Annotated in this window: 23 protein-coding genes; 18 read left to right on the forward strand and 5 right to left on the reverse strand. The window is 42.4% G+C overall.

Annotated elements, in window-relative coordinates; genetic code table 11:
* The 17 genes from B067_RS0104260 to B067_RS0104345 all read left to right on the forward strand — a co-directional run bounded on the left by B067_RS0104260 (window position 1) and on the right by B067_RS0104345 (window position 20,997).
* Complete coding sequence (locus B067_RS0104260) at window positions 1-1,170, forward strand: hypothetical protein (protein ID WP_019528819.1); 1,170 nt, start codon at window positions 1-3, stop codon at window positions 1,168-1,170.
* Window positions 1,171-1,349: 179 nt separating this feature from the next.
* Window positions 1,350-2,477, forward strand: a complete 1,128-nt coding sequence (locus B067_RS0104265) for a glycosyltransferase (RefSeq protein WP_019528820.1) — start codon at window positions 1,350-1,352, stop codon at window positions 2,475-2,477.
* Window positions 2,474-3,649 (forward strand): O-antigen ligase family protein, encoded by a 1,176-nt coding sequence (locus tag B067_RS0104270; protein ID WP_019528821.1) that lies wholly within the window; start codon window positions 2,474-2,476, stop codon window positions 3,647-3,649. Before B067_RS0104265 ends, B067_RS0104270 begins: the two co-directional genes overlap by 4 nt.
* Before the next feature lie 141 nt (window positions 3,650-3,790).
* Complete coding sequence (locus B067_RS0104275) at window positions 3,791-4,867, forward strand: Wzz/FepE/Etk N-terminal domain-containing protein (protein WP_169335541.1); 1,077 nt, start codon at window positions 3,791-3,793, stop codon at window positions 4,865-4,867.
* Window positions 4,868-4,992: 125 nt separating this feature from the next.
* Window positions 4,993-6,114, forward strand: a complete 1,122-nt coding sequence (wecB, locus tag B067_RS0104280) for a non-hydrolyzing UDP-N-acetylglucosamine 2-epimerase (RefSeq protein ID WP_019528823.1) — start codon at window positions 4,993-4,995, stop codon at window positions 6,112-6,114.
* Window positions 6,107-6,937 (forward strand): hypothetical protein, encoded by an 831-nt coding sequence (locus B067_RS0104285; protein ID WP_019528824.1) that lies wholly within the window; start codon window positions 6,107-6,109, stop codon window positions 6,935-6,937. Before wecB ends, B067_RS0104285 begins: the two co-directional genes overlap by 8 nt.
* A gap of 3 nt (window positions 6,938-6,940) precedes the next feature.
* Complete coding sequence (locus B067_RS0104290; protein ID WP_019528825.1) at window positions 6,941-8,137, forward strand: hypothetical protein; 1,197 nt, start codon at window positions 6,941-6,943, stop codon at window positions 8,135-8,137.
* Window positions 8,138-8,147: 10 nt separating this feature from the next.
* Entirely contained in the window at window positions 8,148-9,194 is a 1,047-nt protein-coding gene (locus B067_RS0104295) for a hypothetical protein (protein WP_156820735.1), read from the forward strand.
* Entirely contained in the window at window positions 9,187-10,410 is a 1,224-nt protein-coding gene (locus B067_RS0104300; RefSeq protein WP_019528827.1) for an oligosaccharide repeat unit polymerase, read from the forward strand. The genes B067_RS0104295 and B067_RS0104300 overlap by 8 nt, the downstream gene beginning before the upstream one ends.
* Window positions 10,401-11,468 carry a glycosyltransferase family protein gene (locus B067_RS0104305; RefSeq protein WP_019528828.1) on the forward strand — a complete coding sequence of 356 codons (1,068 nt, stop codon included), beginning with the start codon at window positions 10,401-10,403 and terminating at the stop codon, window positions 11,466-11,468. The genes B067_RS0104300 and B067_RS0104305 overlap by 10 nt, the downstream gene beginning before the upstream one ends.
* Before the next feature lie 1,187 nt (window positions 11,469-12,655).
* Window positions 12,656-13,285, forward strand: coding sequence for a GNAT family N-acetyltransferase (locus B067_RS0104315; RefSeq protein ID WP_019528830.1), 630 nt, complete (start codon window positions 12,656-12,658; stop codon window positions 13,283-13,285).
* Complete coding sequence (locus B067_RS21775) at window positions 13,254-13,919, forward strand: hypothetical protein (RefSeq protein ID WP_156820736.1); 666 nt, start codon at window positions 13,254-13,256, stop codon at window positions 13,917-13,919. The genes B067_RS0104315 and B067_RS21775 overlap by 32 nt, the downstream gene beginning before the upstream one ends.
* Before the next feature lie 69 nt (window positions 13,920-13,988).
* Window positions 13,989-15,155 (forward strand): DegT/DnrJ/EryC1/StrS family aminotransferase, encoded by a 1,167-nt coding sequence (locus B067_RS0104325; RefSeq protein ID WP_019528832.1) that lies wholly within the window; start codon window positions 13,989-13,991, stop codon window positions 15,153-15,155.
* Window positions 15,148-15,747, forward strand: coding sequence for a sugar transferase (locus B067_RS0104330; RefSeq protein ID WP_019528833.1), 600 nt, complete (start codon window positions 15,148-15,150; stop codon window positions 15,745-15,747). The genes B067_RS0104325 and B067_RS0104330 overlap by 8 nt, the downstream gene beginning before the upstream one ends.
* A 570-nt stretch (window positions 15,748-16,317) precedes the next feature.
* On the forward strand, window positions 16,318-18,258 hold the full coding sequence (locus B067_RS19640) for a nucleoside-diphosphate sugar epimerase/dehydratase (protein ID WP_035801182.1): 1,941 nt from the start codon (window positions 16,318-16,320) through the stop codon (window positions 18,256-18,258).
* 149 nt (window positions 18,259-18,407) lie between these two features.
* Window positions 18,408-19,838 carry a bifunctional D-glycero-beta-D-manno-heptose-7-phosphate kinase/D-glycero-beta-D-manno-heptose 1-phosphate adenylyltransferase HldE gene (gene hldE, locus B067_RS0104340; protein WP_019528835.1) on the forward strand — a complete coding sequence of 477 codons (1,431 nt, stop codon included), beginning with the start codon at window positions 18,408-18,410 and terminating at the stop codon, window positions 19,836-19,838.
* A gap of 130 nt (window positions 19,839-19,968) precedes the next feature.
* Window positions 19,969-20,997, forward strand: coding sequence for a transporter (locus tag B067_RS0104345; protein WP_156820737.1), 1,029 nt, complete (start codon window positions 19,969-19,971; stop codon window positions 20,995-20,997).
* 11 nt (window positions 20,998-21,008) lie between these two features.
* Here the strand turns inward: B067_RS0104345 and B067_RS0104350 are convergent, their stop codons facing one another.
* The 5 genes from B067_RS0104350 to gshB form a co-directional block, all read right to left on the reverse strand.
* On the reverse strand, window positions 21,009-21,599 hold the full coding sequence (locus B067_RS0104350) for a hypothetical protein (protein WP_019528837.1): 591 nt from the start codon (window positions 21,597-21,599) through the stop codon (window positions 21,009-21,011).
* Between the two features lie 223 nt (window positions 21,600-21,822).
* Window positions 21,823-22,251 carry a Holliday junction resolvase RuvX gene (gene ruvX / locus B067_RS0104355; RefSeq protein WP_019528838.1) on the reverse strand — a complete coding sequence of 143 codons (429 nt, stop codon included), beginning with the start codon at window positions 22,249-22,251 and terminating at the stop codon, window positions 21,823-21,825.
* Window positions 22,252-22,254: 3 nt separating this feature from the next.
* Window positions 22,255-22,836, reverse strand: a complete 582-nt coding sequence (locus B067_RS0104360; protein ID WP_019528839.1) for a YqgE/AlgH family protein — start codon at window positions 22,834-22,836, stop codon at window positions 22,255-22,257.
* Window positions 22,837-22,866: 30 nt separating this feature from the next.
* Window positions 22,867-23,760, reverse strand: a complete 894-nt coding sequence (locus tag B067_RS0104365; protein WP_156820738.1) for an energy transducer TonB — start codon at window positions 23,758-23,760, stop codon at window positions 22,867-22,869.
* A gap of 12 nt (window positions 23,761-23,772) precedes the next feature.
* Entirely contained in the window at window positions 23,773-24,726 is a 954-nt protein-coding gene (gene gshB, locus B067_RS0104370; protein ID WP_019528841.1) for a glutathione synthase, read from the reverse strand.
* Between the two features lie 285 nt (window positions 24,727-25,011).
* On the opposite strand from gshB, the gene pilG reads away from it, so the two are divergent.
* Window positions 25,012-25,398: a twitching motility response regulator PilG gene (pilG, locus tag B067_RS0104375; RefSeq protein WP_019528842.1), complete on the forward strand. Its 387-nt coding sequence runs from the start codon at window positions 25,012-25,014 to the stop codon at window positions 25,396-25,398.
* The last annotated feature ends 31 nt before the right edge of the window (window positions 25,399-25,429 follow it).

Genomic DNA, 25,429 nt, shown 5'->3' on the forward strand with positions numbered 1-25,429 from the left:
ATGTTTAAACGATATTTTATAGCATTGTTGGTAGTTATTATTTCTGTGATATTCGCTACTGCGGGTTTTACCTGGCGGGTTGATCCTTATGGTTTGTATGGGGAGTATACGAAAGAAGATAGTTTTAAAAAACCAGAAGTCAATAATCAAATACGTTTGCATAAGCGAGCGCAATTAGAGTGTAACCGTTACGATGCTTTGATATTGGGTAATTCACGCGCTTATCGTGCGTATGATCCCGAGCATGTTTTTTTTAATGGTTACAGTACTTACAATTTGGCTTTAAGTGGTGCCCATGTCGATGAAATATATAGTGTTTTAAAATACGCTAATAGAAATTCAGATGTTAAGAAAGTACTCTTGGTTTTGGATTATAGTCTGCAAAAAGATATAGATAATTCCGAAACCAAAATATCATCAAATATATTTAGAAATGCTAACCCAGATATTTCCCAAAAACTTTTATTCCTGCGTAATACATTGCTGTCGGTGAAGTCGCTTAAAGATAGTTATAAAACGCTTTCTTATAGCGCTAGTGATGGTGATAGAGTTACGGAGCGAGGGTTTTATAATGAAAAGATAAATAATTATTTAGAAAAAGACTTTCGGCGATTAGAATTAGATTATTTAAACAAGCTAGTGGTTGCCGGTGTAGAGGCGCAGGTGGAATCAGAGCATGACCGATTTAAGTATTACTATAGAGAAGTATTAGCTTATCTATATAAGAATGATATTGACGCGACAATAGTAGTATCCCCTCTGCATGCTAGATTTTTACAGGTACTTCAGGCGGCTGGGCTGTGGTCGAATTACGAGGATTGGAAAAAAATCTTGGTGGTGGAAAATACTGAATATGCACAGAAGTATAATGTAGCACCCTACTCCGTTTATGATGCTGCAATATATAACGCCTATAACACTGAGATCATAAGCGCTGATAAGCTGTCAAAATGGTATTTTGAATCCTCCCATGCTAGGCCAGAATACGGGAGCGCTTTGTTAGATGAGATAATGGAGGGCAAAGATAGCGGTCTAGCTGTGAGGCTAAGTGTTAACAGTATGGACGAGCACTTTGAGCATCAAAGAGCGCAGAGGCTGCGCTATTTAGAATGCTGTGGCGGGCAGGTAATGCACATTAAAAGTGAGCGTCATGGGCTGGATAATAAATGAGCGCCTGGGCTGCGGGGAGGTGCTGCTCGTTACGTTAGCTCGTGATAGTATGGCGGCTATGATGGTAAGAGAGTAGAAAGGTTCGATTTGCTAGGACGGCAGCGGTTATCAAATCACCTGTGAGTGGCAATGTATAAAGGTAGATAGCCTTATTATTAATACGGTATTGCGGTATAAATATGACAAATAATAAACAGGGTAAGGTGGTTCTTCAGATATTAAAGTCTGTTGATAGTAGTATTAGTTCGGTGGCGTACTCTATCTCTGATGCCGTAAAAATTGCCGGGTTAAAGTCGCATACACTATTGTTACGGGGCAGTGATGAAAGTGCTCTTCATGCAAAGTTTGATAAGGTTGAAAGCCTTGATTTAGATGAGGAGCATTGGGAAGGCATTAGGCTCAAGCTTTTTTTTAAGCTGTTAAAGTATATAAAACGAACTCGCCCTGATGTGGTGTTAGTGCATCGCTATAAAGAGTTTGCCTTATTAGCCATCATTTCAAAAATAATAAAAGGGCCTAAAGTTGTCGCTGTTTTTCATGGAGAGCGTGGCTTTGCGTCATGGATTAGACGATTTTCGTGCTCGTTATATATGGATGAAAGATGTTATTTGGTGGCGGTTTCTGGCAGTGTTAAGCGTTATTTATTAAGTAATATTTCAGGTTTGCATCCGTCAAAAGTTCAGGTAATTCACAATGGAATAGACTTTAAAAAAATAGAGTCATCACTGCTGAAAAGAGATGAAGCAAGGGCTGCAATAGGTGTTAAAGCAGGTGATGTGGTATATGGCTCAATTGGCAGGCTAGTTAAGGCTAAGGGTACAGATGTATTAGTAAAGGCTTTTAGTGAAATAGCCACGTTAAACCCAAATGCAGTTTTGGTGCTGATGGGGGATGGTGCAGAGAAAAAGAAAATAGAAGCGCTGTGTGAATCGCTAGGAATTTGTTCTCAGGTAAAGATATTAGGTAATATAGAGTCGGCCTGCTGCTATTTAAAGGCGTTCGATTTTTTTGTTTTCCCGTCGTTGCGAGAAGGATTTGGATTGGCCTTAGTGGAGGCTATGGCGGCTAAAGTCCCCGTTATATTTTCGGATCTCGACATTTTTAGAACTTTAGCAATTGAGCATGAGTATATGGTTAAAGCGGGGGATGTTGCAGGTTTGGCGCATAAAATGGAAGCGATAGCTTGCGAGGAAATGACCACACAGCAAGCTATTGTAGATAAACAGTATGCTTATGCCATAGAGCACTTTTCTGTAGAGCAGTCTATAGCGTCATATCGAAAATACCTAATTGAGAATTTATTGTGATTAGCTCCAGTTTTAGTTCGCGAAATGCGCTAGCGATATTTGTATTGATTGGGCTGGCATTATGCTTTGCATACCCTACTTTTTTGATTAGTAATTCCTCACCTAAGTCGGCTTATTATCTATTGGTTATTTTGCCAGGGCTAATATTGTTAGGTTTGGATTTTAAAGTTTTTGGAGAAAACGTCAAAGACAACCCTGCTATGCAATTGGTTGTTGTGATGATGGCATACTGGTGCTTAACCTTATTGTGGGGCAGTAACGATGTTGCTGATTCGCAGCTTAGGCGGGCGATTGCGGTGTTGATATATGTGTGCGTAGTTTGGCATGTGCTAAGCCATTATTCTCAATTCATTAAGCATTTTTATACTTTGATGTTCTTGTTGTTTTTTGTGGGGTTTTTGTGGAGTTTAAGCAGTATTCTAGCATCAAATGTTTTGTTGGCCGGATATCGATTAGGAACAGGTACGCCCTTTGGGCAAGCAATACATGCGGGGCATTACTACGGCACTTTTTTCTGCTTGACTTTAGGTTGGGCGTTGTTTGGCAGGGAAAGATTTTTGGTTGTGTTGTCGAGTTCAGTCTGTGTTTTGGCGTTGGTTGCGATAATATTAACTAAATCTAGAGGGGTATATTTAGCTACTGCTGTGGCGGTAGCCTTTGCTGCGGGACTGTACGTTTGGAGTAATAAAAAATTCCTATTGGCTACCTGTATATGCTTTGTGTTGACGGCTTTAGCTTTGACTATCTATTACTATTTTCCTGGATTTTTTCTAAATCGCGGGAGTTCGCATCGCTTTGAAATATGGGGTGAATCTTGGCGCATGATACAGAATAATTTTTGGTTTGGGTTGGGGTTAGGGGAAAGGCCTGGTATTACAGCCAGTAAGTTTTCTCATGCGCATAATTTGTATTTGAATATATGGCTAACAACTGGTGTGGTTGGGCTATTACTCTTTCTTTCCGCTGTGGCTGCAGTGCTAAATGGGGCGTTCAGGCAGCCACTATATAAGGAGGCTGGCTGTTTAATCGCAATGGCCTTTTTCGGGGTCGCAATGATGACAGATTTACAGCAGCTAATAAATTCACCCAATGAGGCATGGTTGTGTTTTTGGTTCATTTTTGCATGTTTAGCCACGAGAGGCTCCCCTGTTAATGCGCTTAAGCATGGGTAGTGATAAGGTGGTGAGGGCTATAAGTATAGATAGGGAGCATATTCAGTGTTCAGCTCTTGTATAAATGCTGTAAACTAGGCGCCTAAAAATTTTAATGAATAATATGGAAGAGTATGTATGCAAACTTCGGACTCGGCGAATGTGCAGGCCCAGGATGAGATTGATCTATTTGAGCTAATGGCAGAGCTATGGGCCAGAAAGGCGCTTATAGCCGCTATAATAGTAGGTGCTATTTGCCTAGCTGTTGCCTATCTAATATATACACCCAAAGTCTATGAGGCAAAAGTCTATTTAAGTGAGGTGCAACCTGCAGATATAGCGATACTAAATGTCGTTGATAGTTATATGTCACAGTCTTCGGGGGATGCTATGCCTATATCTCGCCCCAGTAGCCCTGTGACTAAAGAGTCAGCTTTTGCGTTATTGCAAAAAAATCTCAACTCTATTGCTATGGCAACTGCCTATTTTAAACAGGATATAGAGGCTATCTATAGGGCTGGTGGTTCAACAGGCTCAGTAAATGAGCTGGCCAAAAACAACTTTTTGAAATCATTGAATATCACCAAGCCGGGTAAAAACAGTGATTATTTAACAGTTGCCTACCAATATACTGATCCGGCGTACACTGCTAAGTGGCTAAATGGCTATATTCACTATGTCAATAATCAAACCAAGCAAGAGCTACTGCAAGCAGCGCGTGTTAACAAAGCGCTGGCGATCGATGCTTATCATAAGCAGATTGCTTCGTTGAGGATGGTCTATGCCCAAAGATTACAAGATAGAATTGTATTGCTAGAAGAGGCGTATGCTATTGCTAAAAAGTTGGATTTTAGAAAGCCGGCAGCGAGCAGTATTGGCAATAAAACTTTAGTTAGCAAGCTTGATGAAAGCCTGCTTTATATTAGGGGGTATGAGGTATTAGAGGCTGAAATAGAAGCCCTAAAATCGCGCAAAGAAAAAGACCCATACATTCCCGAAATTCGCCCAATTCAGGAGCGAATAAGCTACTTAGAGTCTATAGCCTATGACAAAGATGTTCTCAAAGTGGCGAGTATTGACAGCTGGGCTGCAGAGCCAGAAAGAAGTGTAAGGCCTAGTAAGGTGTTAGTGTTGATGTTCGCAGTTTTTGCGGGCGGCTTGCTTGGTGTGTTAGTTACGTTAATTAAGTGGGTTGTAGAGAATAGAAGAAACCGTCTCTTAAACAGCTCTTGTAAATAGCTGTACTGATACGGGCGAATTGGTTCAACTCTAACCTGATCTATGTATAATCCACGGGCCGGGCTAGGTGCTTCTTTTTGATGATTCCTGCCTTTGTAATGGATATTAAGGGTTCTACATAGCATATGAAAATTTTGACTGTATTTGGCACTCGTCCCGAAGCCATAAAAATGGCGCCATTGGTGCGTGCATTGGCTGCCAATAATAATATTGAATCTAAGGTCTGCGTAACGGCTCAGCACCGTGAAATGCTTGATCAGGTATTAGAGCTTTTTGAGATTAAACCTGAATATGATTTAAATATAATGAAACCTGGGCAAGGGCTAACAGATGTGACTTGTAACATACTCCAAGGCTTAAAATCTGTACTGGCGGAATTTAAGCCTGATTATGTCTTGGTGCACGGAGATACATCAACAACATTATCCGCTGCACTTGCAGCTTATTACCAGCAAATCCCAGTTGGCCATGTAGAAGCGGGTTTGCGTACAGGTAATATATACTCACCATGGCCGGAGGAGGCTAATCGTAAACTGACCGGTGCTTTGGCTAAGTATCACTTTGCTCCGACCTATGGCTCAAAAGCTAATTTGTTAAAAGAGGGGGTGGCAGAGGAAAGTATTATAGTGACGGGCAATACCGTTATAGACGCACTACTTGAGATAAAAGAAAAGATTGAGAAGAGTGCAAGCTTGCGCAGCAAGCTTGAGCAGTTATTCCCATTTGTAAGTAAAGAGCGCAAGTTGATTTTAATTACAGGCCATAGACGCGAGAGTTTTGGGGGAGGCTTTGAACGTATTTGCGAAGCTATTGCTGCACTGGCTAAAAAGCACCCGGACGTTCAGTTTCTGTATCCAGTACATCTTAATCCTAATGTGCAAGAGCCGGTCAATCGTTTACTGAGTGATTTAGAAAACGTGATTTTAATTGAACCGCAAGATTATTTACCTTTTGTTTATCTTATGTATCGATCATATATTATATTAACTGATTCGGGAGGGATTCAAGAAGAGGGGCCGTCGTTAGGTAAGCCGGTACTGGTGATGCGTGAAACAACAGAGCGCCCAGAAGCAGTCGATGCGGGGACAGTAAAGTTGGTGGGTACCGACGTGAAGGTTATAGTAGAAAGTGTCTCAGCGTTACTTACTAACAAAGATGAGTATAAACGCATGAGTTATGCGCACAATCCCTATGGAGATGGTAAGGCCTGTCAAAGGATAGTGGAAGCAATGGTCGGCCATGAATAATAAATATTTATTTATAGATCGTACTTCGGTTGGCTGGGAGCATAAAGATTTCAACAAATATTACATAGAAGAATATTCGTTGAAAAATGAAGGCAGTTTTTACATATGCATGAATGAAGATATTGATTTTTCGATTGTGTCATGCAGGGAAAATTTAATAAAAAAAGGATTGTTAAAGCTAATATTTTTTATTTTAAAAAATAAGCCTAGAGTTGTCTTTCTATGCATGACAAAAAAAGATTATTGGTTGGCATTGTTCACTTGTGTATTTACAGATGTGTCTTTTATTGTTCATAAATACAATCTTAATGCCAATAAATACTCTTTAGTGCACAGAATGCTTTATAAAATCATAGTTTTTATGGGTGTGAAGCCAATGTTTCAAGATGAGCCTGTGTCTGAATGCTTTAGTGGAACTATTGATAATATAAACCCTTTTAGGGGATTTGTTAATTCAGGGGTCGTATATGATAGCAAAGACTATGTCGTTAAAAGAATAATCTTCGTTGGAAATGGTACTGAGGATAAAGCTCCAGAAAAGGCGAAGGCTTATGCGCAAGCTAAAGGGTACAGTTTTTTACAGCTATGCGATATCAGCATAAAAACCATAAAGATAGATACAATGGTACTGCCGTTCAATAAGTATAGCTTTGAATATGGTGATGTAGTGTGGGGGTGCTATAAGAGAAAAGAATATAATGGTGTGCAAAGTGGACTGCCATTTTTTTCTTTACAGCACAATGTCCCAATACTGGTGGAAAGCACTAGTAGTTTTTTAAGGTTCAGTTGTTCTCACGGTAATTATTTGATAATGAAAGGGTAATGTATGGCTAATCTTTACATATTTAGCTCTTCATTGGGCAGGTATGAGGACTCACAGGCTATAAGAATAGGTAATTATTTAAATTCTGAGGTTTTGAAAGATAAATTCGCAAGTATTAATATCTTTGGGATAGGTGTAGGGCTGGCTAGAGGGTACAGGGTCATGGATGTGACCGGGGGGGTAGAAAATTATAGTCAGGCCTCCGGATTTTTAAGAAGAAATATAGAGTACAGATTTTGCTACCCAGACAAATATAAGGGCTTGCGTGATTTTGTATACCGGAAAATTGTAAGTCTCGTAAAAGATGATGATGTGGTTATTAGTGCGTCAGGTTCAGTAGAAGCTCATCTTGGGGTGTTAAAGGCGAGAAAAGAGAAAGAGTTTATTTGGGTGGCTGATTACGGAGATCCTTTGAGTTACGTCGAAAAAAAAATGAGGCCTTGGTTTTATAAGAGGTCTGTACGTGACGAGAAAGAAATAGTAAAAACATCAAACCTGGTGCTGGTGACGACGAATGAAACAAAAAATTTGTTTTGTAAAACTTATTTTGCGAAAAACATAGAAGCGATTGAATATGGATTTCAGAATGTAGTAATAGAAAAGGAGAAAACGTTTTGTGGTGGTATGGTTAGTGCTGGTCATATAGGGGTGGCATATAAATCTAATAGAGATATGAGGCCGCTCATTCATTCGTTAGCGGAGCTAACGAATGAGGGAGTGAGAGTGGATTTTTATTTGGCGGGGCCGAGAAGCGCTGCGTTTGATAGGCTGGCAAAACTATACTCAAAACAGAAAAGTTTTTTTAATTACAACAGTAATGATTACATAGAGTATGAAGAATCAATAGAGAGGCTAAAAAAATTTGATATTATGCCTATCATCGGGAATAAGTCAGTATATCAAATACCTGGTAAATGTTTTATTTTGATCTCATTGCCCATACCAATACTATATATTAAGCAAACAAACGACGACCCTTTTTTGAAATTGTTTGCGGATGCCGGAGGGGTTTTGGTGTGTGAGAACAAAAAGTCAGCAATTAGAAAAAAATTGACTTTTTACCTCGAGAATCAAAAGCAAATAAAAGAGGCAGCGAAGAGTCGAATACATAATAAAGCCGTTCAAATGTACAATGAAAAGAATACAACTAAAAGACTAATGAATATAATTGATGAACTATATAAAGAGCGTAATAAATAAGCTTGTGTTGATGAGCTCAGGAGTGTTGGCGGCAAAGTTTCTATCGTTAACTATAATCGCATTATTGATAAGTCAAGATCCAGATTCGGCTCTGCATTATTTTGAAATTTCAATATATAGTGGTTTGCTGGGAGCTCTTTTCCTACTAGGTGTTGTTTTTGGGTTGCAAGTAGATGGATTCCGAGTAGGTAAATTTGCAGCCGCTATTTTTTCTTTTTTAATTGTCGTTTTTGTCGGCTTATCAATATCGGTTTTATTGGATGTTTCTGCTGCTCTTGCGCTGTCGTCTGTACTGAGTTCAGTAGTGGCTGTGACTATTGCGTATGCATATCGGAATAGTAACTATGGGCCAAAAATACAATTAGCGTTTGTTGTAATACAGCAGCCTGCAATATTTATTATCGCTAGTTATATAGAAAAGGAAATTAAATGCAGTGATTTACTAAGTCTGGCAAGCAATTCTGCAGTTTATTTGTGTGCTGGTGTATTACTATTGTCGTTGCCTATTGTAGTAAGTGTAAAGGTTTCATTAAAATCTATAGAAGTTTTTCTTGTTTGTTTAATGACTTATTTGGTGGTTACAAACGGCTTAGAGGTGTCGCCGGACTCTAGTGCTTTTTATGTTTGGCTTGCTGTGCAGATTGGCGGGGCTACAGTTTTTGTTGGCAATAGTATTTCATATTATTTAATGGAGCATTATAGGCGTATCAGTGATGGTAAAGTAGCATATTATTATAAAGTATATGATGTCTTTCTTGTTGCATCTTTCTTTCTTTTTTTATTTGTTATATTTGTGGATACAAATTATGACGAATTCATGTATGCGATACTGTTGACAATGCAGGGGCTGGGTAAAGCGGCAAGCTCTATCATTCTGACGAGTGAAAAATATTGGACTATTTCTGTTGCCAATATTTTATCAGCTGGATTTTTGTTTTTGTCGTATCAGTATGTATTGTGGGATGATTTCAGAACAACAATTATCGTATTGATAGCTGCTAATTTTATCTCCGTATTATGGATCGTGGCGTCAGGAAGATTACTTAAACATGGATAGTTATTTATTTTACCCGTATTTGATAATTTTTATCTTGCTTCTGGCCTATGATATTTCTATTGCGAAAAGAATTTCTGTTTCTACGCTAGTAGTCGTGGTCGTTGTTTTCATTATATTACTTCCGTCAAGTCAGCATGATGACGGTTGGTTATGGCGCTTTGCATTATTGGGAGTTGTGGCATCGGTTTTTATAGAGTATCTATTTCTAGCAAGGTGGGCTAAAAGTAAAAGTTACTATTTTAATGATAATGATAATGTAAATTGCAATATAACTATTCTAGGTGTGGCGGGGCTGTTGGTTTATTCCTGGCATGCGATGTCATTGATTATAGAAAGTGGTGGTTTTATTGATGCGCTAATACGTGCACGAGTGGATCAATATTTAACAGAGGGGGTGTTGGAGTCGTCATTTTTCAAAGCAGTCTCATATATATTATTGCCTTTTACGATAATAACAATAGGCGACTATCACCTAAGAGGGAAAATCAAAAATTTTTATATTGCAATGTCCATTATGTGTTTATATTTACTAATGGTTGCTGAGACACGACTGCCATTATTATTCTTAATACTGACTCCAGTATATATATGGTTTTTTAAATTAAAAGTAATTAAAAGATACATTGCATTCTTTGTGATGGGTCCAATTGGGCTTTTGCTGTTTATTTTATATGTAAACCTTGGTGCATTGTTAAGGTCTGGTGTTGCTTATGGATTATCATTGGAAAAACTATTAAGTAATAGCTCTTTCGTTGAACAGATGGGGTATAGGGCATGGATTTCAGATGTCGTTCGCTATGTCGATGTGCACGGTATAGATTATGGCTGGCAATGGACTGCCGCTCCTTGGCTGAATTTTATTCCCAGATTTATATGGGAAGGGAAACCTATAACTTCAACTTCAAATAGATTACATGAGGAGGTTGGAGGTATGATATTAGGAGATGGTAATTATATAACAACATATACCATCTTTGGTGAGGGGTATCATCAGCTTGGCTATCTTGGGGTGGCTTTATCTCCAATCATACTCGTTGGCTTATATTATACTTGCTATCGACTAGTGAGGAGTATCAGAGGGAGCGAGTTTTTTATGGTCTGGATGCTCTTTAGGTTCATTCCTTTCATTAGAGCGGAGCAGCCATTTTTTATGGTTATGGTTTTTGCTGCAGAAATATTTTTAATCAAGCTGATTAGTAGGTTTAAATGGATATAGGTTTTTTTCATACAGCAAATAGCGATTATGTGCGCGTTAAAAAAATAATGGAAAGCTTTTTAAAGAAAGGTGACAAGATAACTTATTATGGCGCTGTTCGTGGAAGTGAAAAGTGGAATATATTGCCGAGTGCAATATATTCTGGCGTCAGGCTGCCGCATGGGTTGAGAAGTATTTTTTCATATGTGGTATATCTCGTGAAAGCCATTTATTTTCTGAGGAGAATAAAGGCCGATATTGTGATCGTAACTAATGAAGAGCTAATGCTGATTCCTTTCTTGTCTAGATATAAGGGGTATGTATGCCTGGATGCTATCGATGCTTTGGATATACGTAGGTCGGATAGTATTTTAACAAAATTTTTCACGGTATTGGCAAGGAAAAGAGCAGATTTGATAGTCGAGGTGGAAGAGTTTAGGTCTGACAGATTTCCTGAGTTTAAAAATAAAACAGTAGTTGTTAGAAATATCCCTATAAGGTGTAATGAAAGCAAAGAAGAAAATTATAAAATAGATGTAACCCTTACTCCTTTTATTTTTGCCTATGGTTCACTGAGGGAAAATTTGAATGGCATCGAGGTGCTTTTGGATGTGCTCGATAAAATGAATGAAGATGGCAGGAAATGCTCTCTAATAATAGCTGGTTTTATTCACGATAAAGATTTATTAAATGATATTTTGCGTAGATCATATATTTGTTACGTGGGTAAAATAAAATCTGAGGAGTGTATGAATATTGCAAGGAGATCGATTGGGGTCTTCGCGTACTATCGACCTATAAATCTTAATTTTATAATGGCTGCTCCGAATAAATATTATGAAGCTCAGATGAGCAATGTTCCATTACTTATTAATTCTGAATGTGTGATCTCAAAGTCAGCAGAGCAGAAAGGTTTTGGTCTTAGTGGTAAGTATGATGATAGGAATACATTACTTAAAAATATTAATTATATAATCGATAACAGAGGCTTTCAGAAGACAATAAGGGTTAGTGATTCGTGGGAGAGAGATTTCGATAAGCTGTACGGGAGGTTGTTAAATGAACTGTCTGATTTTTAATCCGTACGGTAACTTGGAGGGTGAAGGGTGGAAAGAATATCGATCAACGATGCTTGCGAAGGCCTTGGTTCGTCGGGCGTATAAATGCACTATATATGCACCACCTGTAGAGCATCGTACAAAGCAAAAAAGGGATATTAATTCTCTGAAGTGTATTGCCATAGAAAATGGGTATGATCTTTGTTTTTCATGGATATACATGCGTTATGGGAATCGTAGTGTGTCAAGAGTTTTCCATGAGTTTTTCTATGCAATTTCATTTTTGACTTCATTTTTAACGAACAAAAAATTTAGGCAGTTCACTCATATTATCTGTGTTGAGCCAGCGCCATTTTGCTCGTGGTTAGCTCATGTTGTTAAGGCATTCACGGGGGTGGTTTTAGTCTATGATGTTCTTGATTTGTTCCCGGAGATTATTGAGACCACTAATAAGAGGCACTTAAATTTTTTTAAAAGGCCTCTAAAAAAAATTAGAGCACTGCGGCTGGAGAAAGCGGACGGAGTCGTATATTGTTCGAGGACATTTAGAGAGAAGCTTGATGTTAAAAAAGTTTCTTCTACAGTTGTTTATCTAGGGTACAGCGAAGAATTGGATGGCTTAAATTATTATAAAAATAATAAGATAATATCTAGTGTCGAAGCATTTTTAGAGCGTGCCTCGATTAAAATAATATATGCAGGGTCTTATGGCGATAGCTATGGTTTAGATAAGTTTATTAAAAAAATAAAGTGCTNTCTTGAGAAAGATCCCAATATAAAAGTTTGTTTGTTTGGTTTGGGCGATGAAAATCAAATATCTCGTATTGAATCTTGGATAGGAAGCAGTAATTCTATATATAATTTTGGATCCGTTTCTCCCGCAGATTTGAATTATATATATAGTTTGTTCGATGTAGGTGTGATTTCTTATTCTAAAGGAACTTCTGTTGCGATGCCTGTTAAGTTTTTCGATTATATAGCTAATAAACTTTATGTTATTAATAATTGCCCCGGTGAGGTGTCAGAAATTCTTGAGCAAAACGGTATTGGCGCCAATTTTGATTTCAACTGGAAAGGATTGTATAATTTTATTTTGAAATTTAAGGGCGGAATTATAGAAGAGATGGACTTTTCGCATGATAAATATAAAGAAGAAAGCCAATATGAAATATTTGTTGATTTTTTAGAAAAGGTTGCGTCTGAAAGATATGGATTCTAGTCTGAGCTTAAAAACGGCCTCTATATCAATGCTGGATGATTTGAGTGATGCGCATTTACGTGTATTTACAAATAACTTTATGGCATTAATGGGGAGAAAGTTCTTAATTGATTACTATAGATTTGCTTTAGAGTCAGAGTATTCCGAGGTTTTTTATATCAGAAATAATGAAATGTTTTCTTGGGCGGTTGTGTATTTTGATGCTGATGCTTTTTTGAAGGAGTACCGTAAATTACGGTGGGCAATGATACTTAATGTAATAACTTCAATTTTGAAAAGTCCTAATATTATTACTAAGCTAACCCAGGCAATAAAGAAGACCTTAGGAGGAGATAAAGCTGCGGCTTTGCCAAAGAGTCATTACTTCGAGGTCGCTATTGTTGGCTCCAGGGTCCAAGGGAGAGGAAATACTAAGTTGTTAATGCAAGCAATTATTAAGCAGCGTTGGCGGGCTAGGTGTGATGGATATAGATTAGAAGTTGATGAGCTTAATTATAGTGCTATAGGGCTATATGAAAGCTTGGGCTTTGATATAGTGGGTACGTTAAAAAGGGGTGAGCGCTTGATGTACATAATGGAGTTAGATATTGGAAAAAATATATTACCATCATTTTCATAAATGTGCCGGTTCGTCAATAGTTTCTTGGCTGACACGAGAATATGGTGTGCCTGGGGTTAATAGTAATGGTAATTTAATTGATAAATTTGGAGTGGCTTATCCGTTACACTTATATTCTGACTCTGAGTTAAACAGCTTTCTTCTGGAGTATTCGGAAGCTAATTGGTTGGCGTATGAGTGGGGGCTTCCCAGTCTTGGAATAATAAATCAGCATAGATATACTGCAACTGTTATAAGAGAGCCCAGAGAGCGATTGTTGTCAAATTATATTTATGACTACACTAATGGTTCTACCCGATTAAAGCTTTCAGAATACATTAGAAATGTTTCTATTCCTTTTTGGTATCATGAGTTTTACCATTGTGAGGTTTTGCGTAATAGAGAAAAACAATTACCTTCGAATGATGTGAGCCAAGTTAAGCAGTATTTACTTGATTCATTCGACGAAATTTGGCTGTTAAAAGAAAATAAATTTTTTTTGGTGCGCGGGGAAGGTGTGTTGAAAGGCGCCTTGTCTAATAATAAAAATAAGCGGCGCGTAAGATTTTATAAAAAACCATCAATAGATGTCAAATTGGATGATTACTGTGTAAAAGATACACAGTTATTCGAGTCATTACTCTCTCTTTGTTAAAATCTATCATGAAGATAATTAATTAGGGTTTTGAATGGATAATGTACAGGCAATGTGTGGAATAGTGCTATGAATGCAGGTGATTTTTTACCCTTCGCTTTACCTGATATTGGTGAAGATGAGATTAATGAAGTTGTAGATTCACTTAGATCAGGATGGGTTACTACAGGCCCAAAAGTTAAAAAGTTTGAAGAAGATTTTGAGGGGTTTCTTGGCGAAAGATCGATTCACGCAATAGCTGTTAATTCTGCCACATCGGGTTTGCATCTGGCTTTAGAAGCTTTGGGTGTTGGCCCGGGGGATGAGGTGATTGTTCCAACTTATACTTTTACTGCTTCTGCTGAAGTGGTTAGGTATCTAGGTGCTACTCCTGTTTTTGTCGATGTGGACCCCAGTACATATAATTTAACAACTTCATTGTTTGAGGCGGCAATTACAGGTAAAACAAAAGCGGTTATACCTGTTCATTTTGCTGGATTGGCCTGTGACATGGATGGAATTATAAAAGTTGCAAAGAAACATTTTGTTAAGGTTGTTGAAGATGCGGCCCATGCCTTGCCGTCGATTTATAATGAACGGTTAGTAGGCACTTTGGATACTGATTTTACGGTATTCAGCTTTTATGCAAATAAGACTATGACCACTGGTGAGGGTGGTATGGTAGTTACATCAAATGACGAATTAGCTAAAAGATGTAAAGTGATGCGGTTGCATGGTATTAATAAAGATATATTTAATAGATATAGATCGAACGTGCCAAGTTGGTTTTATGAAGTAGTTGCGCCTGGCTATAAATATAACATGACAGATATTGCAGCCTCTATAGGAATCCACCAATTAAAAAGACTGGCAGGGTTTCAGAACAGAAGAGAATACATGGCGAGTAGATATAATAAAGAGCTAAAAGGCTTGCCAGTATTACTACCTGCTGAAGCTGAGGTTGGCTGTACCCATGCTTGGCATTTATATACATTAAGACTCTCTGAACAAGCCAGTATAACACGTGATAAATTCATACAGATGATGTTGGATAAAGGTATTGGCTGTTCAGTTCACTTTATTCCACTCCACTTACATCCCTATTGGCGTGATACATATAAACTTACTCCAGAAATGTTCCCTGCAGCTGAAAGAATATTTAAAAGCATTGTTTCTATACCTTTGTATACTAAAATGACGGATGCAGATCAAACAAGAGTTATTTCTACAATTAAAAGAATATTTTCAGATGCTTAAAAGATTGTTTGATTTTATATGCTCAATTGTGGGTTTAACACTCTTATCGCCAATTTTATTAATCATAGCGCTGTGGGTTAAGTTAGACTCTCCAGGCCCTATTTTTTTTAAGCAGGAAAGGATTGGGCGATATGGTGTTAGGTTCAATATTTATAAGTTTCGTTCCATGATAATGTGTGCGGATAAAAAAGGCCTTTTAACAGTTGGTTCTGATCCAAGGATAACTAATTGTGGGAGATTTATTCGCAAGTTAAAAATTGATGAGCTGCCACAGTTGGTTAATGTACTGTTTGGGAGCATGAGTTTAGTCGGTCCGCGTCCTGAGGTGGAAGAGTATATTAATTTTTACCCTGATGAGGTTAAAGCGATAATTTTATCCGTTCGCCCAGGAATTACAGATAAGGCATCTATTGAAATGATAGATGAGAATGAAATCTTAGCGGGTGAAAAAAACCCAAAAAAAACCTATGTTGATGTAATACTACCAATAAAACAGCAATATTATTTGGAATATGTTAAAAGGCATTCTTTGGCATATGACGTTGCTCTGATTTTTAAGACGTTAGCAAGAATTTTCTCAAGAAAGGCTTAAGGATAATCACTAAATTTCCAGCTTAAAGATAGGCACATACTGTTTTTATTAATGTAGCTCTATATTTAAGACGATTTAGTGCCATGCTCTTGATGGGGACGCTAATTTATGAATGAGGAAGAACTTCGCTTTGATCGTCGTGCTAGGCTTTGCCAAGTTTGGGTGTAGATGAAGCAAGGCTAGAGTCCTTATAAGATTAGCCTATTAAAATAAATCGAAGTCTCATATAAGGCTGTTTGAAGGCAATACTTGCTCAGTTCACGCCTCTTATTCTAGTGTTTATTTTAAATCTATTCATGAAGGTTTTATTTACGATGTGCCAGTAGAGGAGAGTCTTATTCGCGTTACGTTAGAGTATGTTCGTTATATTTAAATGCTAAATCCTACTTCTTTGAGCTTTAGCTTGCAGTAGCCTTATAGTATTTAGTTTTAGATTTTTTTCGTGCAGCATATGAGGCGCATTTTGTGTTTTTGTCTCCTGTAGTGTATGCGGCTTGCACGTGTTAAGTGTGTTATCGTTGTTGGCTTAGAAACAGTTTTTCGCTAGGCGCTGGTTGCAGGGAGTTGATAATGATTAAAAAAATACTTAGCTTACCCCGTTATCAAAAACGGCTTATGTCAGTGTTGGCTGATCTAGTGTGCGTTCCCTTGGCTTTGTGGGGAGGAATAAGTATACGCCTTGAGGAATTTTACCGTATAGAAAGTCATTTGGTTATTTATAGCTTGGTGATTACTACGGCTGCGACTTTAGCGATTTTTGTTCGTATTGGCCTTTATCGCGCGGTGATTCGGCATTTGTCAAGTCATGCTCTTTTGATGATTGTGACGGGAGTCTCTCTCTCAGCATTGATATTTTCTGCATCTAATTTTTTATTAAAAGCACCTATCCCTAGATCTGCCCCATTTATTTATTGGGGATTAGCGATGATTTTTGTGGGTGGTTCTCGCTTGCTGGTGAGTGACTATGTGCGGCGCCTACAAAAATTACAAAAAGAGAAGGTCATTATTTATGGGGCCGGAACCTCGGGCTTACAGTTAGCCAATGCCCTATTCCAAGGTCAAGAATATCAGCCAATAGCTTATGTAGACAGCAATACAGCTTTACAGGGCAGTGTTTTGCAGGGGCTACGAGTCTATAGCCCCATCAAGTTAGAGCGTCTAATTAAAAAGCATGAAGTGAAAAAGTTGCTCTTGGCCACAGGCCTTGCCACCCGAGCCGAGCGTGCCGAAATTTTACGGTCGATAGAGCCCTTAGCGATACAGGTGCAAACCATACCGGATATGGCCGATGTGGTAAGTGGTAGGGCTAAAATTGAAGAGATTAAAGATATTGAACTCGAAGACTTATTAGGCCGCGATCCGGTAGCGCCCAATAATCAGCTGTTAGACAACATTATTAAAAATAAAGTGGTGATGGTAACGGGGGCTGGTGGATCTATCGGTTCCGAGTTATGCAGACAAATTATTGAGCATGAGCCTAAAGTATTGGTGCTATTTGAGCAGTCGGAGTTTAATTTATATGCCATCCACAATGAGCTTAATAATCTTGTGGGTAATCGAGGCTTAGCAGTAGAGGTGAAACCCATTGTTGGCTCAGTGCAGCGTGAGCATAGGTTGCAAGTGATTATGAGTAGTTTTGGTGTACAAACGGTATATCACGCCGCAGCTTATAAACATGTGCCCTTGGTTGAGCATAATGTGATTGAGGGTGTGCGTAACAATGTTTTCGGCACCTGGTATGCTGCTGAAGCCGCGGTTAAAGCCAAAGTTGAGACTTTTGTGCTGATTTCTACGGATAAAGCTGTGCGTCCCACCAATATTATGGGGGCTAGCAAGCGTATGGCTGAGTTGGTCTTGCAGGGTATGGCTGAGCGCCAAGCGGTAACGCGCTTCTCTATGGTGAGATTTGGTAATGTGCTGGGTTCGTCGGGTTCGGTAGTGCCACTATTCAGAGAGCAAATCAAAAATCATGGCCCCGTCACCGTCACGCATAAGGATATTATTCGTTATTTTATGACCATTCCTGAAGCCGCCCAGCTAGTGTTGCAGGCAGGCACTATGGGTAAAGGGGGGGATGTCTTTGTCTTGGATATGGGCGAACAGGTTAAAATTGCTGACTTAGCTAAAAAAATGATTCGCTTAATGGGCTTAGAGCTCCGTAATGAAGCAAACCCTGAAGGGGATATTGAAATTGTTTATACCGGCCTGCGCCCCGGCGAAAAGCTGTTTGAAGAGCTTTTGATAGGTGATAACCCCCAAGGTACCGAGCATCCTCGAATTATGAAAGCGCAGGAATTATCGCTATCTTGGCCTGAGGTTGAGCTTATTCTTGATCAGTTAGACCATGGCTGTCATGCCTTTGATTGCGAAAAGGTACGTGCTATTTTAAAAGCTGCACCATTAGGCTTTGCCCCTAACAATGCTATTGATGATTTAGTATGGAATCAAATAAAGCCTGCTAGCGTGGCTAAGGTGGCTGCTGTGGCTGATATTGATTCGGCCCGTCAATAAATATGAAAGGGGCTATGCAGGGCCCTAGTAGCACAGAACATTAGCCTTATGCTTTTTGCTAGTTGTATTTCTTCCCGAGTGCATTAGCCATTTCCTCTGGTTCACGTAATAATACCCGCCTGTAGACTATATTTAGAGATCCCCCATAGATGAAACTCACCATGCCACGTTTTGACCAAGCCCAAGTCCTCGTTGTGGGCGATGTAATGCTAGATCGCTATTGGCATGGTGGCACTAACCGTATATCCCCGGAAGCGCCAGTGCCCGTTGTGAAAGTGTCACAAGTGGAAGACCGCCCTGGCGGCGCGGCTAATGTGGCTTTAAATATTGCGGCCTTGGGGGCAGGAGCCTCGCTCTCTGGCATAGTCGGTATGGATGATGAGGCTGAGGTGCTCGCCGCCCGCATGCAGGCGGCGCAGGTGCACTGTCATTTCCAGCAGGCCGAGAGTGGGCCTACTATTACCAAATTGCGTGTCATCAGTCGCCACCAACAATTACTGCGCATGGATTTTGAAGAGGCTTTTAGCGTTGCTGCGGCCGATGGCCTTAGCGAAAAGGCCAGAGCCATGCTGCCGGGCATGGGCGCCCTGATACTGTCGGATTATGACAAGGGGGCGCTGTTAGATCCGCAGCCTCTAATTCAAGCGGCTAAGGCCTTAAATATTCCCATATTGGTCGACCCCAAAGGTACCGATTTTAGTCGCTACCGTGGCGCCACGTTATTAACCCCCAATCTACCTGAGTTTGAAGCTATCGTCGGCCACTGTGCTAATGAGCAACAACTGGTGGCTAAGGGTGAGCAGCTGATGGCTGAGCACGACCTACAGGCCTTGCTGATTACTCGTGGTGAGCACGGCATGACCTTGCTGCGCCCCAGCGAGCCAGAGCTGCACCTGCCGGCCAGAGCTCGGGAAGTGTTTGATGTTACCGGTGCCGGCGACACGGTGATCTCGGTACTGGCCGCTTCTTTGGCGGCGGGCGAGCCCATGCCACAGGCGGTGGCCTTAGCCAACTTGGCGGCGGGTATAGTGGTCGGCAAACTGGGTACTGCGGTAATTAGCGCACCAGAGCTGCGCCGTGCCATTAACAGCGAACAGGGTTCAGAGCGCGGCATGTTAAGCCTAGAGCAGTTACAAATTGCCCTGCAAGATGCCCGCGCTCATGGCGAAAAAGTGGTGTTTACCAACGGTTGTTTCGATATTTTACATCCCGGCCATGCCGGCTATTTAGAACAGGCTAAAGAGCTGGGTGATCGCCTAGTGGTGGCGGTTAATGGCGACGCTTCCATCACCCGTTTAAAAGGCCCTGGCCGACCGATTAATCCGGTAGAGAGCCGCATGTCTTTGCTGTCTAAGTTGGAGTCGGTGGATTGGGTAATCCCCTTTGAAGACGACACCCCCGAAAAATTACTAGAAGTGCTTAAGCCCGACATACTCGCCAAGGGCGGCGACTACGATAAGGAAGGCGTAGTGGGCTGGGAAATAGTCGAAGCTTACGGCGGCGAAGTAAAAGTGTTGTCACTATTCGACAGTTGCTCCACCACCTCCATTGTTGAAAAAGTGCTAGAAAAAAACCGCTAGTATTTTCCACCTAGCGTCACGACTAGCACTTGCTGCGACAACGTGACGCATTCACCACACCTGCCCTCACTGTTAGCATGGTTCCATAATGTAATCTTTTCGCACGATGATTTTTATGGAGCAACAATGTATGTGGTCACGGGTTTTATTCGCCTCTCTTCTTAGCACAGCAGCAATAGCCGACGGTAGCTTTCGCGCTGATAGTCATGGCCCTATAGGCGTGATGGGTGAGCATACGCATAATGCGGGTGAGTGGATGCTGTCTTATCGCTATATGCAGATGGAGATGGATGGCAACCTCGACGGTAGTGATAGTGTTTCTACTACCGAGATACACCAGCAAGGCTATATGAACTCGCCCCAAACAATGACCATGAAAATGCATATGCTAGGCGGCATGTACGCACCTACGGATGAACTCACGCTTATGCTAATGCTCCCCATCATTGCATACGACATGGATTTAAATATGCGTATGGGCATGATGAATATGGGCGGCGGCATGACGGTTGATACTCCCTTTAGTACCCACAGTGATGGCTTAGGTGATATAAAACTGGGCGCTTTGTTTAATTACCAAAAAACCGACAGCAGCGATTTAATTCTAAATTTTACGGTGAGCTTACCGACGGGCTCCATAGCTGAAAAAGATAACACCGCCATGAGCATGGGCAAGGATGTGCAGCTGCCTTACCCCATGCAATTGGGCTCGGGCACCTACGATATTATGCCGGGCATTACCTATACGGTTAAGCAGGCGCATTATTCCTGGGGCGCGCAAACTAAAGCGACCATACGCCTGGGTGACAACGATAATGATTACACGCTAGGCGATCGCTATATGGCTACCGCTTGGTATGCCAGGCCGTTTGCTGAAAGCTTGAGTTGGTCTACTCGTGTGGCCTATGAGCACTGGGATAATATTGACGGTATAGACAGCGAACTTAACCCCATGATGCGCAGCATGGTACCCACCGCAGACCCTAATTTGCGTGCCGGCGAACGGCTTGATGTGGCTGTGGGTATCAACTGGATAATGCCCGGCGAGCAAACGCATCGCTTAGCGCTGGAGGTGATTAAGCCGGTTTACCAGCATCTTGATGGCCCGCAAATGGAGGCGGATTATTCATTGGTATTGGGTTGGCAGTTAAGCCAATAACTGAGCGCTGATTAGAAAAACGTTTTGATAAAAATGCTGATATTGCTGCCGTTAATACGCTGGCCTTGCTGGCTACCGGTGTAACGTATATCGGTAAGCCTAACGCCCAGTGCACTGCTGTGAGCGTAGAGGTAATTATATTCTACGATTGTGCCAGTGGTGTCGTTAAAGCGCGCGGCCTCATCGGTAAGGCCATTATTGGTTTTAAAGCGGGGGTTGAGGTGGTGGCTAAAGCCTAGGCCAATGCGATGGGCACCCTGGCGGTAAAAGCTCAGCACATCGATGGTTTTATAGTCGAGGTTGGCGTCCCCTTGTTTGGCTTCGGCATTGTCAAAATGTACCGAGACTAGTGTTTCCAGAGTTAACGGCAACCGGGCTAAGGGCAGCGCAACGCCTGCGCCCAGCGAGGCCAAGCCACTCGTTTCAAAGCTATCATCGTAGCGGTTATAGAGGCTCTCTACTTTATCGGCACCGCCAAAAGATAAGCCATAGGCGGCCAGCCATTGTATTTCTGAGGCACTGTTGTCTTCGGTCTGTGCATAACTCTGGGCGCTGGGCAGTAGGCCGATGAGTAACAGTAAATAGGGGAGTGTTTTAAGCATGGTTGCAGTATGAAATAGCCCATGCTGCTGTGGCCAACACTATTTACGCGGCCTGTTCTAGTTGCGGGCGAGCTGACGTTAAGGCTGTGAACTGGGCGCGGGTTTTGCTCGTAGAGGGTAGAACAAAACGTGCTAAGGCGCTGGCTAGTGACTAGGTGTTAATGGCTGGGAGGTGACATGGTGGTTGGCGAGTGGCTACTTAACAGCTGAATAGTCGCTAGCGTTAGGGCTGATTAAACCAGCTCTCTAAAATTAGTTTGGCCGACCAGCTATCCACCCCCTGTTGTTTAAAATCCCGCGAACCGGTGTGCTCGATAATGTCGCCGCGGGCCTCAAAGCTAGACAGCCTTTCATCCATGGTCGTGACGTTAACGCCAAAGCGGCCGTTGAGGCGGCGAGCAAACTTTTCGGCGCGGGTACACATCTCGGAGCGACTGCCATCCATATTTAAGGGCAGGCCTACCACACAGGTGTCGGGCTGCCACTCTTTGAGCAGCTGCTCTATCTCCTGCCAGTTTGTGGGCACGCCATCGTTGGCTTTAATTTCAGCTAAGGGATTGGCGGTTTGGGTAAGGCTTTGCCCTACCGCCACGCCTATGGTTTTGAGGCCGTAATCAAAGGCGATAACGGTAATGGCTTTATGGGCATTCATTAATTAGGCGTGGCCGGCTTGTGGTGAAATCAGTGATAAGTCTATGCCCAGTTTGGCGGCGGCGGCGCTGGCACGTTTTTCTATAGGCGTGCGGAAGATAATATCGTTGTCAGCGGGGGTGGTGAGCCAGGCGTTTTCGGCGAGTTCGGCCTCTAATTGCCCGGCGCCCCAGCCAGCATAGCCCAAGGCTACTAAACTGTGCTCAGGGCCTCGGTCGTGGGCCATGTCATCGAGTATGTCCTGCGAAGTGGTGAGGTAGATGTTGTTGGCTAGGCTTTGGGTGCCCTGCCAAGTTTTGTCTTGATGATGTTCGTGTAGCACAAAACCACGCTCCGTTTGTACCGGGCCGCCGGCCAGAACGGCATCGGGTCTAGTCGCGCTGACGTCGTCTATCTCTAAGTGGGCGAAGATGTCGTCCAGGTTCAGCTGCAGCGGGTGATTAAGTACTATGCCCATCGCGCCCTGCTCGTTATGTTCACAGATATAGGTAATGGTATGGCCAAAGGCGCTGCCATTGAGGCTGGGCATGGCGATTAAAAAATGGCCAGTAAGGTTGCTGCTAGTAGTTTCGTTGTTCATAGCCATAGTATGGGGGTGAATTGGCCAATCTCAAGTCTATTCGCTGCTGGAGGTGAGTTTGTTTTGATGGAAGCGCCAGGTGCGTATGATCTCTAACACATCCACTTTGCGCTGCATCTCGGCGGGGAAGGCCGGGTAGGGGGCGGCTAGGTGCACTATACGTATGGCGGCTTGATCGAGAATCTTATGGCCGGAAGAGGCTAGGATTTTGACATCAAATACGCTGCCATCGGGCATCAGTGACACCACTAAGCGCAGCTCACCAAATATTTGCTGTTGCTTGGCGGCGGCGGGGTAGTTTTGGTTGCCTATGGCTTCAATTTTCTCGCGCCAGTGGTGCAGGTAGAGGGCATCCTCGGACTGCTGGGTGGCTACCGAAGTCAGCCTGCGTATACGCGGCCGTTTGGCGTAGGCCTGGCGTTGCATGTCGAGTTTGGCTTCTAGGCTGGAGATTTCCTGTTTACGTTGGGCTACGGTCAGCTCATTGATTTGCTGCTCGCGGTTTTCCTGCTGTTCATCTTGGCTGACGCGCTGTAGCTGTTGATGGGTGGAACTGCTCTGAGTTACCAGTACGGGGCTGGTTTTTTGTTGCGCGGCACTGTGGCTGGTCTGCTGCTGGGGGGCAATTTCACGGATGGTGTTGTCGTGAAACTGGGCCTTATCGCGGGTAGTGAGCATGGCGGCTTCTTTAAGCGTGCCGCTGCCTTGTTGATTGCTTTGCGCTAAAAAGTCCGCCTGCTTGGGTTTGGTTTGGCTGCGGTACTGGGAAAGGGTGATTTCCAGCTTAGTAGCCACGGCCTGTCGGGCTTCGGGGCTAAAGCTAATACCTAAAATAATAGCCGCATGTAGCGCCAGCGCTAGGCACAGGGCAAAACCCAGGCGGTCGTTAGCCAAGTCGCCGGGGTTTTGTGGGGGTAGAGTCGCGGCCATGGTGACAGCCATTTACGCTTGCGCTAGCAACTGTTGAATTTCATCCATTAGCATAGCCGCAATATCCGTTTGGTAGGCGCTATCGATCTCGCGTAAGCAGGTGGGGCTGGTGACGTTAATTTCGGTGAGGTAGTCACCAATAATATCCAAGCCTACCAATAACAGCCCACGCTCTTTGGCGATGGGGCCTACTTGTGCCGCTATCCAACGGTCGCGGTCGCTCAAGGGCTGGGCCCGGCCGGTGCCGCCGGCGGCTATGTTGCCGCGGGTTTCGCCCTGGGCGGGTATGCGTGCTAGGCAATAAGGTACCGGTTCACCGTTAATCAGCAGTACACGTTTGTCGCCATTGCTGATATCGGGGATAAACTGCTGGGCCATGATAGTACTTTGGCCGAAGTTAGTGAGGGTTTCTAGGATGACGCCTAAGTTGGGGTCATCAGCTTTTACTCTAAAAATGGACGCGCCGCCCATGCCGTCTAGAGGCTTAAAAATCACGTCCTGGTATTGCTGGTGAAAGGCGCGCAGGCGGGCGGGGTCACGGCTAACGACTAGCGGTGGGCAGCAATCGGGAAACTCGGTGGCAAACAGTTTCTCGTTGTGATCGCGTAAGCTTCGTGGCTTGTTAACCACCAGCGCGCCCTGACGCTCGGCGGCTTCTAGGATGTAGGTGCTGTAGAGAAACTCGTTATCAAAAGGTGGGTCTTTGCGCATAAGGATGACATCGAGGTCGCCTAAGGCAATATCTTGGCTAGCGCCCAGCTCATAGAAGTGCTCGGGGTCGCGAAAAACTTGCAGCGGCGCGGCGCTTGCCCGTGCCTCGCCCTTGCTGAGGTAGAGGTCTTGCTGGCGCATATAGCTAATCTGCCAGCCTCTGTCGCTGGCAGCCCATAACATGGCGATGGTGCTGTCTTTTTTGTAATGGATGCTAGCTATAGGGTCCATTACCACGCCTAGGTGAATAGTCATAGTGGGTCTGCTCTTTAATCGATGTGGTGGCTAAATTCTGTTAGTTGTTTCTCAGTTCCAGCTGGGCGATATTGCATTGTGCTTCTATACTGGTAATTTGCTTTAAGTTACGTGGCTGTGCGGTACAAATCAAGGCTTGCTATAAAACAGCAAAAAATAGATTTTCCCTAGAATTATCTGGGGTTTATGGATAAAAGCTTGAAACTGTGTTAAATATTAAAAAGTTTTGTGATAATCCATAACTGCGCAGGTACAGCGAGTTAAAAAGATAAAAAGGTCGATGGTATGGAAGTAAACTTTGAAGATTTAAAAATCATGGTCATCGATGATAGTAAAACCATTCGTCGTACGGCGGAAACCCTGCTAAAAAAAGTGGGTTGTGAAGTTATTACCGCTACCGATGGCTTTGATGCCTTGGCGAAAATTGCCGACAGCAAGCCCGATATCATCTTTGTCGATATTATGATGCCGCGTCTCGATGGTTACCAGACCTGCGCACTAATCAAAAACAACAGTGAATTTAAGTCTACACCCGTGATTATGTTGTCTAGTAAAGATGGCTTATTTGATAAGGCCAAGGGTCGTATAGTGGGCTCTGATCAATATCTCACCAAACCTTTCAGTAAAAATGAATTATTGGGCGCTATACAGGCCCATGTCAGCGAAGCGTAAACACGTTTGGCAGTGATAATAATAAATAATG

This window comes from Dasania marina DSM 21967 (assembly GCF_000373485.1).
GTDB lineage: Bacteria > Pseudomonadota > Gammaproteobacteria > Pseudomonadales > Dasaniaceae > Dasania > Dasania marina.